The sequence below is a fragment of the Klebsiella sp. PK01 genome, from assembly GCF_057624675.1.
Genome location: NZ_JBYEZM010000001.1, coordinates 935009 through 951191 on the forward strand (window position 1 = coordinate 935009; position 16183 = coordinate 951191).

The 16183-nt window shown below is 54.8% G+C and carries 16 protein-coding genes; 8 read left to right on the forward strand and 8 right to left on the reverse strand.

Annotation, left to right across the window (positions count from 1 at the left end; all coding sequences use genetic code 11):
* The first annotated feature begins 121 nt into the window (after positions 1-121).
* The 4 genes from lolB to dauA all read left to right on the forward strand — a co-directional run bounded on the left by lolB (position 122) and on the right by dauA (position 4531).
* Positions 122-736, forward strand: coding sequence for a lipoprotein insertase outer membrane protein LolB (gene lolB, locus AC22LX_RS04545; RefSeq protein ID WP_045393797.1), 615 nt, complete (start codon positions 122-124; stop codon positions 734-736).
* Positions 736-1587, forward strand: a complete 852-nt coding sequence (gene ispE / locus AC22LX_RS04550) for a 4-(cytidine 5'-diphospho)-2-C-methyl-D-erythritol kinase (protein WP_015367112.1) — start codon at positions 736-738, stop codon at positions 1585-1587. Before lolB ends, ispE begins: the two co-directional genes overlap by 1 nt.
* 180 nt (positions 1588-1767) lie before the next feature.
* Positions 1768-2715: a ribose-phosphate diphosphokinase gene (prs, locus tag AC22LX_RS04555; protein ID WP_015367113.1), complete on the forward strand. Its 948-nt coding sequence runs from the start codon at positions 1768-1770 to the stop codon at positions 2713-2715.
* A gap of 124 nt (positions 2716-2839) precedes the next feature.
* Positions 2840-4531 (forward strand): C4-dicarboxylic acid transporter DauA, encoded by a 1692-nt coding sequence (dauA, locus tag AC22LX_RS04560; RefSeq protein WP_487333772.1) that lies wholly within the window; start codon positions 2840-2842, stop codon positions 4529-4531.
* A gap of 43 nt (positions 4532-4574) precedes the next feature.
* Here dauA and ychH read toward each other — a convergent pair whose 3' ends face one another.
* A complete protein-coding gene (gene ychH / locus AC22LX_RS04565) occupies positions 4575-4850 on the reverse strand; it encodes a stress-induced protein YchH (RefSeq protein ID WP_045393789.1) in 276 nt (91 codons plus the stop codon).
* Between the two features lie 271 nt (positions 4851-5121).
* Between ychH and pth the strand changes: the two genes are divergently transcribed.
* Both pth and ychF read left to right on the forward strand, forming a co-directional pair.
* Positions 5122-5706 (forward strand): aminoacyl-tRNA hydrolase, encoded by a 585-nt coding sequence (gene pth, locus AC22LX_RS04570; RefSeq protein WP_047046770.1) that lies wholly within the window; start codon positions 5122-5124, stop codon positions 5704-5706.
* Between the two features lie 117 nt (positions 5707-5823).
* Positions 5824-6915, forward strand: a complete 1092-nt coding sequence (ychF, locus tag AC22LX_RS04575) for a redox-regulated ATPase YchF (protein ID WP_015367117.1) — start codon at positions 5824-5826, stop codon at positions 6913-6915.
* An 82-nt stretch (positions 6916-6997) separates the two neighbouring features.
* Here ychF and AC22LX_RS04580 read toward each other — a convergent pair whose 3' ends face one another.
* The 6 genes from AC22LX_RS04580 to AC22LX_RS04605 form a co-directional block, all read right to left on the reverse strand.
* The gene (locus AC22LX_RS04580; RefSeq protein ID WP_045393784.1) at positions 6998-7561 is read right to left on the reverse strand and encodes a YagU family protein; all 564 of its coding nucleotides are present in this window, start codon (positions 7559-7561) and stop codon (positions 6998-7000) included.
* Between the two features lie 160 nt (positions 7562-7721).
* Positions 7722-8747: an LLM class flavin-dependent oxidoreductase gene (locus AC22LX_RS04585; protein ID WP_049061002.1), complete on the reverse strand. Its 1026-nt coding sequence runs from the start codon at positions 8745-8747 to the stop codon at positions 7722-7724.
* Positions 8748-8901: 154 nt separating this feature from the next.
* Positions 8902-9648 (reverse strand): SAM-dependent methyltransferase, encoded by a 747-nt coding sequence (locus AC22LX_RS04590; RefSeq protein ID WP_045393829.1) that lies wholly within the window; start codon positions 9646-9648, stop codon positions 8902-8904.
* Positions 9649-9670: 22 nt separating this feature from the next.
* A complete protein-coding gene (locus AC22LX_RS04595) occupies positions 9671-9928 on the reverse strand; it encodes a YjhX family toxin (RefSeq protein WP_015705074.1) in 258 nt (85 codons plus the stop codon).
* 299 nt (positions 9929-10227) lie between these two features.
* Positions 10228-10767: a DUF2058 domain-containing protein gene (locus tag AC22LX_RS04600; protein ID WP_015367123.1), complete on the reverse strand. Its 540-nt coding sequence runs from the start codon at positions 10765-10767 to the stop codon at positions 10228-10230.
* 50 nt (positions 10768-10817) lie between these two features.
* Entirely contained in the window at positions 10818-11300 is a 483-nt protein-coding gene (locus AC22LX_RS04605) for a cold-shock protein (RefSeq protein WP_045375123.1), read from the reverse strand.
* Between the two features lie 168 nt (positions 11301-11468).
* Here AC22LX_RS04605 and AC22LX_RS04610 point away from each other — a divergent pair, with 168 nt between their 5' ends.
* Together AC22LX_RS04610 and oqxR are read left to right on the forward strand one after the other, a co-directional pair.
* Positions 11469-12362 (forward strand): oxidoreductase, encoded by an 894-nt coding sequence (locus AC22LX_RS04610; RefSeq protein ID WP_411710445.1) that lies wholly within the window; start codon positions 11469-11471, stop codon positions 12360-12362.
* Between the two features lie 104 nt (positions 12363-12466).
* A complete protein-coding gene (oqxR, locus tag AC22LX_RS04615; RefSeq protein ID WP_045393779.1) occupies positions 12467-12946 on the forward strand; it encodes an efflux pump transcriptional repressor OqxR in 480 nt (159 codons plus the stop codon).
* A gap of 63 nt (positions 12947-13009) precedes the next feature.
* Here oqxR and oqxB read toward each other — a convergent pair whose 3' ends face one another.
* Entirely contained in the window at positions 13010-16162 is a 3153-nt protein-coding gene (gene oqxB, locus AC22LX_RS04620) for a multidrug efflux RND transporter permease subunit OqxB (protein WP_045393776.1), read from the reverse strand.
* Between the last annotated feature and the right edge of the window lie 21 nt (positions 16163-16183).

Sequence of the window (16183 nt, forward strand, 5' to 3'; positions counted from 1 at the left end):
GTAGACGCTATCGGCCAGCGACGCTAGCATTAAGGGTTATTATTGCAACCCGCTACACAAATCGGTGTGCGAACCATCAGTCGCCGCATTTCACTGTAGACATCAAGGATTTGTCATCATTATGAATCGACTGTTCCGCCTGCTGCCGTTGGCAAGCCTCGTTCTGACCGCCTGTGCAATCAATACTCCGCCGCAAGGGCCAGGTAAAAGCCCGGACTCCCCGCAGTGGCGCCAGCACCAGCAGGATGTCCGCAACCTTAACCAGTTCCAGACCCGCGGGGCGTTCGCCTATCTGTCCGATGAGCAGAAAGTGTATGCCCGTTTCTTCTGGCAACAAACCGGCCAGGACCGCTACCGCCTGCTGCTGACCAACCCGCTTGGCAGCACCGAACTGTCTTTGACCGCGCAGCCGGGCGGCGTCCAGTTGATTGACAACAAAGGCCAGACCTATAACGCCACCGATGCCGAAGAGATGATTGGCCGCCTGACCGGCATGCCGATCCCGCTTAACAGCCTGCGTCAGTGGATTATCGGCCTGCCGGGCGATGCCACCGACTATGCGCTGGATGACCAGTACCGCCTGCGCGAACTCAACTACACGCAGAACGGCAAAACCTGGCACGTGACCTACAGCGGCTATACCAGCGACACCAAACCCACCCTGCCGTCTAATATGGAACTCAACAACGGCAGCCAGCGCATCAAGCTGAAAATGGATAACTGGATTGTGAAATGATGAGTCGCTGGCCCGCTCCTGCAAAATTGAATCTGTTTTTGTATATCACCGGTCAACGCGCCGATGGATATCACACTCTGCAGACGCTGTTTCAGTTTCTCGACTATGGCGACACGCTGACCATTGAACCCCGCCGCGACGGGAAACTGCGGCTGCTAACGCCGGTCGCCGGCGTCCCGGATGAAGAGAACCTGATTATTCGCGCCGCCAGGCTACTGATGGCAGCTGCGGAGTCTCACGGTCAACTTCCCGCTGGCAGCGGCGCGGATATCAGCATCGACAAACGCCTGCCGATGGGCGGCGGCTTAGGCGGCGGCTCTTCTAACGCCGCGACGGTGCTGGTAGCCCTCAATCATCTGTGGGGCTGCGGGCTTAGCGAAGACCAACTGGCGACGCTTGGGCTACAGCTCGGCGCCGATGTCCCGGTTTTCGTTCGCGGTCACGCGGCGTTTGCCGAAGGCGTCGGCGAAATCCTGACGCCGGTCGATCCGCCGGAAAAATGGTATCTGGTCGCCCACCCGGGCGTGAGTATCCCGACGCCGATCATTTTTCGCGATCCGGAGTTACCACGAAATACCCCGAGCAGGTCAATTAATACCTTACTAAACTGTGAATTCGGCAACGATTGCGAGGTTATCGCAAGAAAACGTTTTCGTGAGGTTGATGCAACGCTTTCCTGGCTGTTAGAATACGCGCCGTCGCGCCTGACTGGCACAGGAGCCTGTGTCTTTGCTGAATTTGACACCGAATCCGCCGCTCGTCAGGTGCTGGAAAAAGCCCCGGAATGGCTGCAAGGCTTTGTTGCGCGAGGAATTAATGTCTCGCCGCTGAAGCAAGCCCTACTGAAGTAATTCTGCTTTTGCATGAATAACGGCAAGTTTGCCGGGCAAACAGAGTATCGGTGACAACGTCACCCTGTTCCAGACGTTGCATCGTGCTCTTTAATACACCGCCTGGATGAGATGGCGCCGGCCCGCACAGTTTAATGGCCCGTTTCATCCACCACTGGACGCATGCCTGAGGTTCTTCTCGTGCCTGATATGAAGCTTTTTGCTGGTAACGCCACCCCGGAACTAGCACAACGTATTGCCAACCGCCTGTACACTTCTCTTGGCGACGCCGCTGTAGGTCGTTTTAGCGACGGCGAAGTCAGCGTACAAATCAACGAAAACGTACGCGGTGGTGATATTTTCATCATCCAGTCCACTTGTGCTCCCACCAATGACAACCTGATGGAATTGGTTGTTATGGTTGATGCCCTGCGTCGCGCTTCTGCAGGCCGTATCACCGCTGTTATCCCTTACTTCGGCTATGCCCGCCAGGACCGTCGCGTACGTTCCGCTCGTGTGCCAATCACCGCTAAAGTCGTCGCTGACTTCCTGTCCAGTGTCGGCGTTGACCGCGTACTGACCGTTGACCTGCACGCTGAACAGATTCAGGGCTTCTTTGATGTGCCTGTTGATAACGTATTCGGTAGCCCAATTCTGCTAGAAGATATGCTGCAGCTGAATCTGGACAACCCGATCGTAGTTTCTCCGGACATCGGCGGCGTGGTTCGCGCTCGCGCTATCGCGAAGCTGCTGAACGATACCGACATGGCGATCATCGATAAACGCCGCCCGCGCGCTAACGTCTCTCAGGTGATGCATATCATCGGCGACGTCGCTGGCCGTGACTGCGTGATGGTTGATGACATGATCGATACCGGCGGCACCCTGTGTAAAGCAGCGGAAGCGCTGAAAGAGCGCGGTGCGAAACGTGTCTTCGCCTACGCGACTCACCCGATCTTCTCCGGCAATGCTATCCAGAACATTAAAAACTCTGTGATTGATGAATTCGTCGTCTGCGATACCATTCCGCTGACGCCGGAAATCAAAGCGCTGGACAAAGTCCGTACCCTGACCCTGTCTGGTATGCTGGCCGAAGCGATTCGTCGTATCAGCAACGAAGAATCCATTTCTGCTATGTTCGAGCACTAATCGAGCCCAGCCGAAAAACCCGCTGCGGCGGGTTTTTTTGTCTCTGGTTCATATTTGTATGACTAATGCCTCCTTCACCTGCCATTCAGTTGACAGATGATGCGCTCATGGATGAAACATTATTGTGAATAGATTATTTTCCTCACATGTGATGCCTTTCCGCGCCCTCATCGACGCTTGCTGGAAAGAAAAATATACCGCATCGCGCTTTACCCGCGATCTGATTGCCGGGATAACCGTCGGGATTATCGCAATCCCACTGGCGATGGCGTTAGCAATTGGCAGCGGCGTCGCGCCGCAATATGGGCTATACACCTCGGCGGTGGCGGGAATAGTCATTGCCCTGACCGGCGGTTCACGCTTTAGCGTTTCCGGCCCAACCGCGGCCTTCGTGGTGATCCTCTATCCAGTGTCACAGCAGTTTGGCCTGGCCGGCCTGCTGGTGGCGACGCTAATGTCGGGTATCTTCTTAATCCTTTTCGGCCTCGCCCGCTTTGGCCGCCTGATTGAATATATCCCGCTTTCAGTCACCCTTGGCTTTACTTCCGGTATCGGCATCACCATCGGTACCATGCAAATTAAAGATTTCCTTGGTCTGCAGATGGCGCACGTCCCGGAGCACTATCTGCAGAAAGTCGGCGCGCTGGTGATGGCGCTGCCGACAATTAACGTTGGCGATGCCGCCATCGGTATCGTGACGCTGGGTATCCTGATTCTCTGGCCGCGCCTGGGGATCCGCCTGCCGGGGCATCTGCCGGCGCTGCTGGCGGGCTGTGCGGTGATGGGCATCGTTAATTTACTCGGCGGGCATGTAGCGACCATCGGCTCGCAGTTCCACTATGTACTCGCCGACGGCAGCCAGGGCAACGGTATCCCGCAGCTGCTGCCGCAACTGGTGCTGCCGTGGGATATGCCGGGCTCGGAGTTTACCCTGAGCTGGTCGTCGCTGCGCGCGCTGCTGCCTGCCGCCTTCTCTATGGCGATGCTTGGCGCCATTGAATCACTGCTCTGCGCAGTGGTGCTCGACGGTATGACCGGCACCAAACACAAAGCTAACAGCGAGCTGGTAGGCCAGGGCCTTGGCAATATCGTCGCGCCGTTCTTTGGCGGGATAACCGCCACCGCGGCGATTGCCCGCTCCGCGGCTAACGTGCGCGCCGGCGCGACCTCGCCGATTTCCGCGGTGATCCATGCCCTGCTGGTGATCCTCGCGCTGTTAATCCTCGCCCCGCTGCTCTCATGGCTGCCGCTGTCGGCGATGGCCGCCCTGCTGCTGATGGTCGCGTGGAACATGAGCGAAGCGCATAAGGTGATTAACCTGCTACGCCACGGGCCCAAAGACGACATCGTCGTGCTGTTAATGTGCATGTCGTTAACCGTACTGTTCGATATGGTCATCGCCATTAGCGTCGGGATCGTGCTGGCTTCGCTGCTGTTTATGCGCCGCATCGCGCGCATGACGCGCCTTGCGCCGGTGAACGTTGAAGTACCGGATGATGTTCTGGTGCTGCGAGTTATCGGCCCGCTGTTTTTCGCCGCGGCGGAAGGACTATTTACCGATTTGGAAAGCCGGATTGAAGGCAAACGCGTAGTAGTGCTGAAGTGGGATGCGGTACCGGTGCTGGATGCAGGTGGTCTTGACGCGTTCCTGCGCTTCGTGAAACGCCTGCCGGAAGGCTGCGAGCTGCGGGTATCGAATCTCGAATTCCAGCCGCTGCGTACCCTGGCGCGCGCAGGCGTCCAGCCGATTCCAGGACGACTAAGCTTCTACCCGGACCGCAATGCGGCGCTGGCGGATATAGAATTAGGGCAATAAATGAGAGGCTCGCCGGAAGGGCTATCCGGCGAGCTGAATTCCGTTAGCTGTGACGGTGCGGATCGCGACGGCAGCGTTTATCGTAATGGCGAACCCACCAATAGCGGTCGGTGACTCTTTCATGACCGCCTACGCGAGCGCCCGCCAGCCACAAAACGGCGCCGACGAAGATACTCAACACCGCGCCATGAGCAAAAAATTGCGGCAGGTTAAGCTGTGGAAGCTGGTTTAAAATAGAGTAACCAACGCCGACCACCATCACAACCAACCCTAAACCCATCAGTATGTTACCGAGTAACGAAGCGTTTCTGCGTTTCATATGTCACCTCCGGACCTTGGGCTGCATGGGAATATCCCCAAAATTTATAGGTTAAGTATAGACAATGGGGATAAGCCTGATTGCGTGAGTGATCACATTCGGGAACATCTGATCAACAAAAGTTTACAAATAAGCCACTGAACAACATCAAATTCTAATGGTTCAAAGAAGAAATTATCAACAATGATACCGTTTCGTCGGCAGAATTTTGTCAAGCGCCGACGCAGGCAGTACACTACGCGGCAAAGAACGACCCATGCAGGAATAAAAAGTGACGATAAAACTGATTGTCGGCCTGGCTAACCCCGGCGCGGAATACGCGGCAACGCGCCATAACGCTGGCGCCTGGTACGTAGATTTACTGGCGGAGCGCCACCGCGCGCCGCTGCGCGAAGAGAGCAAATTCTTCGGCTATACCTCGCGCCTCAACCTGGCGGGGGAAGACGTGCGCCTGCTGGTGCCGACCACCTTTATGAATCTTAGCGGTAAAGCGGTGGCCGCGATGGCTACCTTTTACCGTATTAATCCGGATGAAATTCTGGTCGCTCACGACGAGCTCGATTTACCACCCGGCGTCGCTAAATTTAAACTCGGCGGCGGACACGGCGGCCATAATGGCCTGAAGGACATTATCAGTAAGCTGGGCAATAACCCGAACTTTCACCGCTTACGCGTCGGAATCGGTCATCCGGGCGACAAAAACAAAGTTGTCGGTTTTGTGCTGGGTAAACCGCCGGTCAGCGAACAGAAGCTAATTGACGAAGCGGTTGATGAAGCGGCGCGCTGTACCGAGGTGTGGCTGAAAGACGGTTTAACCAAAGCGACTAACCGTTTACACGCCTTTAAAGCGCAATAAACGGTCGACGTGCGGAATTTTTGCCGCACACCGTGTATAATAGGCAAAGCTATTTACTTTTCTACAGTCTGTTATTCATAACTGACTGATTATCCAAAGATTAAGGTGATTTAAATCATGGGATTCAAATGCGGTATCGTCGGTTTGCCCAACGTCGGCAAATCCACCCTGTTCAATGCGCTCACCAAAGCAGGTATTGAAGCGGCCAACTTCCCGTTCTGTACCATTGAGCCGAACACCGGTGTCGTACCGATGCCCGATCCGCGTCTGGACAAACTGGCTGAGATCGTCAAGCCGCAGCGTATCCTGCCGACGACCATGGAATTCGTAGATATCGCCGGTCTGGTTAAAGGCGCGTCCAAAGGCGAAGGTCTGGGCAACCAGTTCCTGACCAATATCCGTGAAACCGAAGCCATCGGCCACGTAGTGCGTTGCTTTGAAAACGACAACATTATCCACGTCGCGGGTAAAGTCGATCCGGCGGAAGATATTGACGTAATTAACACCGAGCTGGCGCTGTCTGACCTCGATACCTGCGAACGCGCTATCCACCGCGTGTCCAAGAAAGCCAAAGGCGGCGATAAAGACGCTAAGATTGAGCTGGCCGCGCTGGAAAAATGCCTGCCGCAGCTGGAAAAAGCGGGCATGCTGCGCGCGCTGGATCTGAGCAAAGAAGAGAAAGACGCCATCCGCTATCTGAGCTTCCTGACCCTGAAGCCAACCATGTATATCGCCAACGTTAACGAAGACGGTTTTGAAAATAACCCGTATCTCGACCAGGTTCGCGCTATCGCTGAGCAAGAAGGTTCCGTAGTGGTTCCGGTTTGCGCTGCCGTTGAATCCGACATTGCCGAACTGGACGACGAAGAGCGCGACGAGTTTATGGCCGAGCTGGGCCTGGAAGAGCCGGGCCTGAACCGCGTGATCCGCGCAGGCTACGCTCTGCTGAACCTGCAGACCTACTTCACCGCTGGCGTGAAAGAAGTTCGCGCATGGACTATTCCGGTTGGCGCGACCGCGCCGCAGGCCGCCGGTAAAATCCACACCGACTTCGAAAAAGGCTTTATCCGCGCCCAGACCATCGCCTATGAAGACTTCATTGCTTACAAAGGTGAACAAGGCGCGAAAGAAGCCGGTAAAATGCGTGCGGAAGGCAAAGACTACATCGTTAAAGATGGCGACGTGATGAACTTCTTGTTCAACGTCTAAATCCCTGCCGATAAAATCCGCGCCCCGGCGCGGATTTTTCATTTTAAAGCCTCGCGAGTTTTATCACTCGCGAGGCTTTAAATTATCTGAACGGCGCATCTAAAGGAATTTCTGCGTCAGGCTCGTGGGTAATTCGGTTACGCAGATCGCGACGAATCATTTCAATTGCCCAGAACCAAAAAATATGGCCAAGCAGTTCAGAAATATATTCATCAGCCGGAATATTGAATAACGACGGCGTAAGTCCTAATAGCGGAAATGAAATCCAGTGTACCGCAATGGTGGCGACAATCCCGGCCCATACTCCCTGCCATAATTTAACTTTTGGGAATATCTCCGCCACCACGCAATAGCCAATCGCGAACACCAGCGAAAAGATGATATGCGTGACCATTACCGGGTTGATGATATGCTCAGAGAAGGTGTACACGGTATGTGTAGGGTCAATGCCAAGATAGTCGCGTAAAAAGAGATAAGGAGGATTAAATTCATCACGCCCACCGGAAAATGTTCGCGGCGGCAGAGGTACTTCCGCCCCCCACTTAACGAATGCCGACATAATTCCGGCAATAACCCCAACCAATAAGGCGACGCCATAGCGACGCCGACCAGGTGCAGTCTGTACAAAAAAATCCTTAATTGCCATAAATCCCTCGCCATGAATAATATTGTTACAGCATTGCAATATTCTTTAAGTCTGCGCGGGTATGGCTTGATCAAGATCACACTTTTTGTTCAAAAGATAAACAAAGCTAATACTTTTATATCATCGCGGAGCATCAATTAATGCCCCGCGAGGCATTCTTTTAATCACGCCATCCCATTGCTGGCACAACGTGCTTCAGAATAGACTCAATCACATGAACGTTATAATCCACGCCCAGCTGATTCGGTACGGTCAGCAATAAGGTATCGGCTTCCGCGATCGCTTCATCCTGTTTCAGTTGCTCGACGAGCTTATCGGGTTCAGCGGCATAGCTGCGGCCGAAAATGGCGCGGGTTTTCTCATCAAGAAAACCAATACTGTCGCTGTTATCCCGGCTGGAGCCGAAATACATCCGGTCGCGATCGTCCATCAGGGCAAAGATACTTCGACTGACCGATACCCGCGGCGTACGCGTGTGCCCCGCTTCCGTCCAGGCCTGACGATAGGCGCGGATCTGTTTCGCCTGTTGGATATGGAATGGTTCGCCCGTCTCATCATCTTTCAGCGTCGAGCTTTGCAAGTTCATGCCGAGCTTCGCCGCCCACATCGCCGTAGCATTAGAGCCCGCGCCCCACCAGATACGTTCGCGTAATCCGGCGGAGTACGGCTCAAGACGTAGCAATCCCGGCGGGTTGGGAAACATGGGTTGCGGGTTGGGTTTCGCGAAACCTTCGCCGCGCAGCACATCCAACAGCACCTCAGTATGGCGCCGCGCCATGTCAGCGTCGGACTCGCCATCCTGTGGTTGAAAACCAAAATGACGCCAGCCATCAATCACCTGTTCCGGCGAACCGCGGCTGATGCCAAGCTGCAAACGCCCTCCCGAGATCAAATCCGCAGCGCCAGCATCCTCCGCCATATATAGCGGGTTTTCATAGCGCATATCGATAACGCCGGTGCCAATCTCAATCTTTTTAGTTTTCGCGCCGATAGCGGCCAGCAGCGGGAACGGTGAACTGAGCTGACGGGCAAAATGGTGAACCCGAAAATAGGCGCCGTCCGCGCCTAACTCTTCGGCGGCAACGGCCAGATCGATGGATTGTAAGAGCGTGTCGGCAGCGGAACGGGTCGCCGACTGCGGCGATGGCGTCCAGTGGCCAAATGACAAAAATCCGATCTTTTTCATGAGGATAGCCCCTGATTTGGCATAACATTCAGCAGACGCGGAGATACGATTCCGCGTCTGCTTGTGGTTCCCCTACTCTACCCCTTAGCCAAAATGTATAAATGGCGTTTATTTAACAGAATAGTTCAAATAAATTGACCAAATATAACGATCGCTATTTCTGCATTAGCGCAAATACGCCCCAGCCAAAATATTCCCGGGTATAGGTGACATGGCGAAGCGGCGCGGCATTAAGCTGCGCACGGACCTCAAACGCAAATTCATCCTCGGGGTGGGCCTGCAGCCAACGGCGCATGGTCAGCCATTTAGCGGCTTCATAACGGTCCCACCCCTCGCGGTCAGCCAGCACCATTTCAACGATGTCATAGCCCAGTTCGCCAAAAGAGGTGACCAGCGCCGGAAGCGGCAACAAATCAGCCACCGCAGAAACACCGCAGACGCGCGCTTCTTCTTCTGTCGCGGGGACCTTACGCCACCAGGGCTCCCCGATAAGTAGCATACCGCCAGGCTTAAGGCTGCGGGCTAACTGCGCCACGGTTCCGGCGACGCCGCCGGCGATCCACGTCGCGCCAATACAGGCCGCCACATCGTATTGCCGTTCGGCGACGTAACCTGCCGCATCGCTATGGATAAAAGTGACGCGATCGCTGACGCCAAGCGCTGCGGCGCGTTGTTTAGCCTGGGCGGTAAACAATGGGCTCATATCAATGCCCAGACCACCGATAGCATGATCCCGCGCCCATGTGCAGAGCATTTCACCAGAACCGCTGCCAAGGTCGAGGATTTGCGCCCCCGCCTGCAGGCGAAGTACGCGGCCAAGCGTGGCATATTTTTCCGCCGTGAAGGGGTTATGGATACGATGTTCACTTTCGCTGATGGTAAAGATACGTGGGATATCGATAGTTGTGGTCATATCACTCTCCTTAGCGGTTATCCGGCTGGGCGCGAACGTTATTCAGCCCGCTGGTGTTGATGCGGTACGGCTGGCCGTTAACGGATTTAATCAGTTTTTTAGTGCGGAGTTTTTTGAAGACGGCGAGCGTACAGTCGCTGAGCAGTAGGCCTTCGCGGCTATAGCACTCTACGGCGATGACGCGGCCTGAGGTGTCGCGAATGTGCGCAATACGTCCGCCTTTCGCGAGAACGTGTAAGGTACGCTGTTCCTGACGGGATAAATTCATACTGGAAAACCTGTTTAATCATCATGTGCAAAACGTGCAAACACGCAGCGGTGCCCGCATTCGATTTCAGCGCATTGATAACCAGCCCGGCCTGAAAGGTCGGCAAACTGATTATCAGATGATTACATTCTCCAGCATCAAAGCCTCGGTAGAGTTGAAAGGTATTTACCAGCCGGATGATAACATCCAGTGACAGAAAGGATATTTATAAACGGGAAAATTGTGATCGATATCTGAAATTGCGCCCCCGCCCCATGACGATAGGCGCACAATAAATAGCATCAGCCTACTGGCCCTGATTACCACATCAAATCATCAGGTACTTTAAAGTCAGCATACGGATCGTCTTCGTCCTCGGCTTCCTGGCTCAGGGCGCTGTTCAACACAATACTTTCGGCGTCGCGCTGGGCGATTTTATCCGCCACGCTGGCGGGAATAATCGCGTATTCATATTTACCGTTATTATCAACAGCAAGGCGGGCAATCGCCAGACGGCCGCTAATGAGCTGCGCCTGGGTGGTTTTATCCACATCAATGTTTTTGATGAGATTATTATCCGTAAAGTTAAAAGCGATATGGCCTTTCGCAATCGTGATTCGGTTCATTTCAATCAGCTGCTTAACCTGCGCTTTATACTCTTTTGCTAAAGCCGCTTGCTTTTGCTGTTCACTGAGCTGCTTGTCGCGCTCAAGCTGGGCTTTTTTGTTTTCTTCTACGGCCTCGCGGGCTTCACGCGCCTGAACACGTGACTTTTTCGCCGTTCTCTGAACCTTAGCCATCTTTTTACTGGTGACCAGACCCGCTTTCAGCATCTGTTCTTGTAAAGTAAGTTTTGTCATCGTCGTTTCTACAATCGTTGGAATTCTGCTTCGGATACGGTAAATCAGGGTCAAACTTTAAGGAGCTTCACCGTGGCGTCGATGTCGATTTCATCTTCAGAGAAGATGAGCGTCGTGCCCTGAAAGGTAGTGATCGCCAGCTTTTTCAGCGTGCGCATTTCGCCCGGCTTGACGCTCGCTTTCGGCTTGATGCTGTTCATCAGCAGTCCCACGGAGAGCACCGCATTTTCCTTATCGATACGCGTATCGGCCGGCACTTCCTCACTGTAGACCAGGTAAGACTTAATTGAGGTCAGCTTCAGGCGCTCACCGGCAATATACAGATGTTTGCTTTCCGGGATGACTTTCACCGCGTAAGCCGATAAACCTTTATTATTGGTCGTGGGTTCAAACGTGACCGCCGCGTCTTTCTTAATCAGATCCGGATTGGCAACCTTAATCACGTGAAAATAGCGGTTATCGCCATTTTCATCTTTGATAAATCCGAAACCTTTATCTTTAAACCACGTTGTGATCGTACCGTTCATCGCCATTACCGCCTGATTAATCGTTTATCTACTCAATTTTGCTGCGCGCAGTTTAAAGCACAATGCCAGCGTAGACCATGCCTTTGCTCTAAGTGTTGCCCGATATCGACAATTGATCCTGGCTTTTGCCGAAAATTTGATTCATTAATGAGTACGGTTCAATCAGGAGAATGCATGATGTCTCATCTTGCCTCAGTCGCGTTGCTAGGTCCTGGCGCTATCGGCACCACCATTGCCGCCGTACTGCATGAAGCGGGCCGCAAACCGGTGCTCTGCGGGCGCACCGCGCATCAGCGGTTGATTTTACGCCGGGATGACGGCGAAACGATCATTCCTGGGCCGGTATTGACCGATCCGCATACGCTGGAACGCCCGGTTGAGCTGCTATTTGTGGCGGTGAAAACCACCCAGGTAGCGGATTGCGCGGGCTGGCTTAACGCGCTGTGCGATGAAAACACGGTGGTCTGCGCGCTACAGAACGGCGTTGAACAGGAAAGCCTGCTTGACCACTATGTTAACGGCGCAAAGGTGTTGCCTTCAGTTGTCTGGTTTCCGGCACAACGAGAGGCGGATGCGTCGGTATGGTTACGCGCCAAACCGCGCCTGACGCTACCCGATACGCCGCAAGCGAAGAAAATAGTCGAGGTTCTCGACGGAACCCGTTGCGCGGTTGAGTTGACGGCAGATTTCACATCGGTCGCGTGGCGGAAACTATTGCAAAATGCCGTCGCTGGCCTGATGGTGCTGGCGAATCGCCGCGCCGGGATGTTTTCGCGCCAGGACATCACCGGGCTGGCGCTGGCCTATTTGCACGAATGTCTGGCGGTGGCGCGCGCCGCAGGGGCGGTACTCGCCGATAGCGTGCCGCAGGAAATTGTTGATGGGTTTCATCAGGCGCCGGCGGATTTGAGCACCTCGATACTCGCCGACCGTCAGGCCAATCGTCCGCTGGAATGGGACATCCGCAACGGCGTCATACAACGCTATGGCCGAAGGTTGGGCGTTGCCACCCCCATCAGCGATGTCGTCGTACCGCTGCTGGCGGCCGCAAGCGAGGGACCTGGCTAAGATTGCTTCAAAAAAATTACCGTATTTGTTATAGTGTTACTCACTGATTATTTACCTCTGCGGTGCCAAAAAGAACAAGATTCACCGCAACCCAGGATAAGAAAATGTTAGATTACCGCTTCCCGACAGCTTTGCAGATGGTTCTCAGCGTAGCGATGGCGGAGCAATTGGGTGAACGTTCGACGAGCGCGATTCTGGCCTACGGCCTGGAAGCCAACCCGAGCTTTATCCGTAAACTCATGGTTCCGCTCACCCGCGACGGCATCATCGTCTCCACGCTTGGCCGCAACGGCTCTATTCATCTTGGCCGCCCTGCCGACCAAATCACGCTGCGTGATATCTATCTTTCCGTTATTGAAGATAAAAAACTGTGGGCGTCCCGCCCTGAGGTCCCGGCTCGCTGCGTGGTCAGCGCCAACGCCTGCTGGTACTTTAAGTCCGTAGCCGATGAAGCCGAGCAGGCGTCGCTCGCGGTGTTAGCTCGCCACACCGTGGCAAGCGCCCTGGAAGAGGTCAAAAAAGCCGATACCAGCGGCTGCGATCCGCTGCCTGAACTGACTGCCCGCTATAAAGAAGCGCATTAACTTTTCTTGTTGCGAAAAAAACCGCCTTAAACGAAAAGGCGGTTTTTTGTTATTTGCAGCGACCTACGCGGGCAAGACGTCCCTTGCCTGTTTGCCACGCGTCACCAGTTTTCGCAGCGTCACGTAAAACACCGGCGTCAGGAACAAACCAAACAGCGTCACGCCGAGCATACCGGAGAATACCGTGATCCCGGTGACGCCGCGCACTTCCGCCCCCGCGCCGTGGCCAAGAATCAGCGGGATCGTCCCGGCAATAAAGGCAATCGAGGTCATGATAATCGGGCGTAAACGCAGGCGACAGGCTTCCAGCGCCGCTTCCATGATCCCTTTACCCTGAATTTCCAGTTCGCGGGCAAACTCGACAATCAGAATCGCGTTTTTACACGCCAGCCCCATCAGCACCACCAGCCCCACCTGCACAAATACGTTATTGTCGCCGCCGGTCAGCCAGACGCCGAACAGCGCGGAGAGCATGGTCATCGGGACGATAAGGATCACCGCCAGCGGTAGCGTCCAGCTTTCATACAGCGCCGCCAGCACCAGGAACGCCAGCAGAACCGCGACCGGGAAGACGATCAGCGCCGTATTGCCCTGCGTAGCCTGCTGGAAGCTGAGATCCGTCCACTCAATATTCATGCCGTTCGGCAGTATCTGCTTAGACATGTCTGCCAGCTGCGTCATCGCCTGCGTGGACGAGAGCACGCGGGGATCGGCATCGCCAATCAAATCCGCCGCCGGATAGCCATTGTAGCGAATCACCGGATCCGGCCCGTAGGTGGTATTAATATTCACCATACTGCCAATCGGCACCATTTCGCCCTGATTATTGCGGGTGCGTAAATTAGCAATATCTTCCACGCTGTCGCGGAACGGCCCATCGGCCTGCGCCATTACGCGCCAGGTACGCCCAAACTGGTTAAAGTCATTCACATACGATGACCCCAGATAGGTTTGCAGCGTACCGAAAAGGTCGGTCAACGACACGCCCTGCGCTTTCGCTTTATCACGATCGACCTGCACATCCAACTGCGGCACGTTCGCCTGGTAGGTAGAGATCGGGAAATGCATTCCCGGCGTCTGCATAATTGAACCCGACATCGCGTTCACCGCGTTTTGCAACGCGCCATAACCCAGACCGGCGCGATCCTGAATATACAACGAATAGCCGGAACCCTGACCCAGTCCTAAAATCGGCGGCGGCAGAATCGAGAAACCAAAGCCCTGCTGAATTTGCGCGATTTTGGCGTTAATCTCGGCGTTAATTTCCGCAGCGGTGTGTTTACGCTGGTCGAACGGTTTCAGACCAAAAAAGACAGTCCCGGTATTCGGCGTATTGGTGAACTGCAGCGCATTAAGACCGGGAAAAGCGACCGCATAATCCACGCCTTCGGTATTCATCCCGATTTCGCTCATTTTACGAATCACGGCGTCGGTACGCGCCAGCGAAGAACCTTCCGGCATTTTCACGCCGCCAATTAAATACAGTTTATCCTGCGTCGGAATAAACCCGCCGGGTACGACTTTAAACATCACGCCAGCGGCGCAGAGCAGCAGGACGTAGACCACAAACACCGCGCCGCGTCGGCCGAGCGTTTTGCCCACCAGCCCCTGATAGCCATTTGAGCTACGATGGAAAAAACGGTTAAACGGACGGAAAATCCAGCCGAACAAGCGATCGATAAGCCGGGTCGGGAAGTCTTTCGCCGCGCCGTGCGGTTTTAACAGCAGCGCCGCCAGCGCCGGCGAGAGCGTCAGCGAGTTGATGGCGGAGATCACCGTCGATATCGCAATCGTCACCGCAAACTGCTTGTAAAACTGCCCCGTTACTCCGGAGAGGAATGCCATCGGCACAAATACCGCGCACAACACCAGCGCGATAGCGATAATCGGCCCGGAGACTTCGCGCATCGCCTGGTGCGCCGCCGCTAGCGGAGCCAGCCCCTCTTCGATGTTTCGCTCGACGTTTTCCACCACCACGATGGCATCATCCACGACGATACCGATCGCCAGTACCAGCCCGAACAGACTCAGGGTATTCAGCGAAAAGCCCAGCAGATAAAGAATGCTGAAGGTGCCCACCACCGATACCGGCACCGCGATCAGCGGAATAATCGACGCGCGCCACGTCTGCAGGAACAAAATCACCACCAGCACCACCAACACCACTGCTTCCAATAGCGTTTGCACCACCGCACGAATGGAATCGCGCACAAACACGGTCGGATCGTAAGGCGCCGCCCATTTCATATCTTCCGGGAAACGGGTAGAGAGTTCGTTCATTTTCGCGCGTACGGCGTTAGACAAATCGATAGCATTCGCCCCCGGCGACTGGAAAATACCAATCCCCACCGCGTCTTTATTGTTAAGCTGGGAACGTAACGCATAACTACCCGAGCCCATTTCGATACGCGCCACGTCGCGCAGGCGCACCAGCGAACCGTCTTGCGCCGTTTTCAGAATAATATTGCCAAACTCGTCTTCCGTATGCAGACGCCCCTGAGCGTTAATAGAGATCAAAAAATCGCTCTCTTTCGGCAGCGGCTCGGCGCCCAGCTGACCGGCGGAAACCTGCACGTTTTGCTCCTGCATCGCCGTCACCACATCCGATGCGGTTAACCCGCGCGCCGCAACCTTATTGGGATCCAGCCAGATGCGCATCGCATATTCGCCCGAGCCGAAAATCTGGATCTGGCCGACGCCGGGCAGACGCGCGAGTTCATCTTTGACTTTCAACGTGGCGTAGTTACGCATATACAGGGAATCGTACTTACCGCCGGGCGAAAACAGATGCACCACCAGCGTCAGCGTTGGCGATTGCTTCTGGGTGGTGATACCTAAACGCCGGACATCTTCCGGAAGACGCGCCTCGGCCTGTGATACCCGGTTTTGCACCTGAACCTGCGCCTGATCGGGGTCGGTTCCCGGACGGAAAGTGACGGTAGTTACCAGTACGCCGTCAGAGCCTGCGACGGATTTCATGTACATCATATTTTCGACGCCGTTGATGGCTTCTTCCAATGGCGTCGCCACGGTCTCCGCAATCACTTTCGGGTTGGCGCCGGGATATTCCGCCCGCACCTGCACGCTGGGCGGTACGACGTCAGGATATTCGCTGACCGGCAATAGCGGAATGGCGATCAAGCCGGTAATAAAAATCAAAATCGACAGCACGGCGGCAAAAATCGGTCTGTCGATAAAAAAGCGGGAAAAGTCCATAGATCGGATTCTCAGAAAAGG

Excerpts from the sequence above, each read along its gene's own strand:
- lolB (WP_045393797.1), top strand. The coding sequence starts at position 122 with ATGAATCGACTGTTCCGCCTGCTGCCGTTGGCAAGCCTCGTTCTGACC.
- ispE (WP_015367112.1), top strand. The coding sequence starts at position 736 with ATGAGTCGCTGGCCCGCTCCTGCAAAATTGAATCTGTTTTTGTATATC.
- ychH (WP_045393789.1), bottom strand. The coding sequence starts at position 4,850 with ATGAAACGCAGAAACGCTTCGTTACTCGGTAACATACTGATGGGTTTA.
- ychF (WP_015367117.1), top strand. The coding sequence starts at position 5,824 with ATGGGATTCAAATGCGGTATCGTCGGTTTGCCCAACGTCGGCAAATCC.
- AC22LX_RS04580 (WP_045393784.1), bottom strand. The coding sequence starts at position 7,561 with ATGGCAATTAAGGATTTTTTTGTACAGACTGCACCTGGTCGGCGTCGC.
- AC22LX_RS04585 (WP_049061002.1), bottom strand. The coding sequence starts at position 8,747 with ATGAAAAAGATCGGATTTTTGTCATTTGGCCACTGGACGCCATCGCCG.
- AC22LX_RS04595 (WP_015705074.1), bottom strand. The coding sequence starts at position 9,928 with ATGAATTTATCCCGTCAGGAACAGCGTACCTTACACGTTCTCGCGAAA.
- AC22LX_RS04600 (WP_015367123.1), bottom strand. The coding sequence starts at position 10,767 with ATGACAAAACTTACTTTACAAGAACAGATGCTGAAAGCGGGTCTGGTC.
- AC22LX_RS04605 (WP_045375123.1), bottom strand. The coding sequence starts at position 11,300 with ATGGCGATGAACGGTACGATCACAACGTGGTTTAAAGATAAAGGTTTC.
- AC22LX_RS04610 (WP_411710445.1), top strand. The coding sequence starts at position 11,469 with ATGATGTCTCATCTTGCCTCAGTCGCGTTGCTAGGTCCTGGCGCTATC.
- oqxR (WP_045393779.1), top strand. The coding sequence starts at position 12,467 with ATGTTAGATTACCGCTTCCCGACAGCTTTGCAGATGGTTCTCAGCGTA.
- oqxB (WP_045393776.1), bottom strand. The coding sequence starts at position 16,162 with ATGGACTTTTCCCGCTTTTTTATCGACAGACCGATTTTTGCCGCCGTG.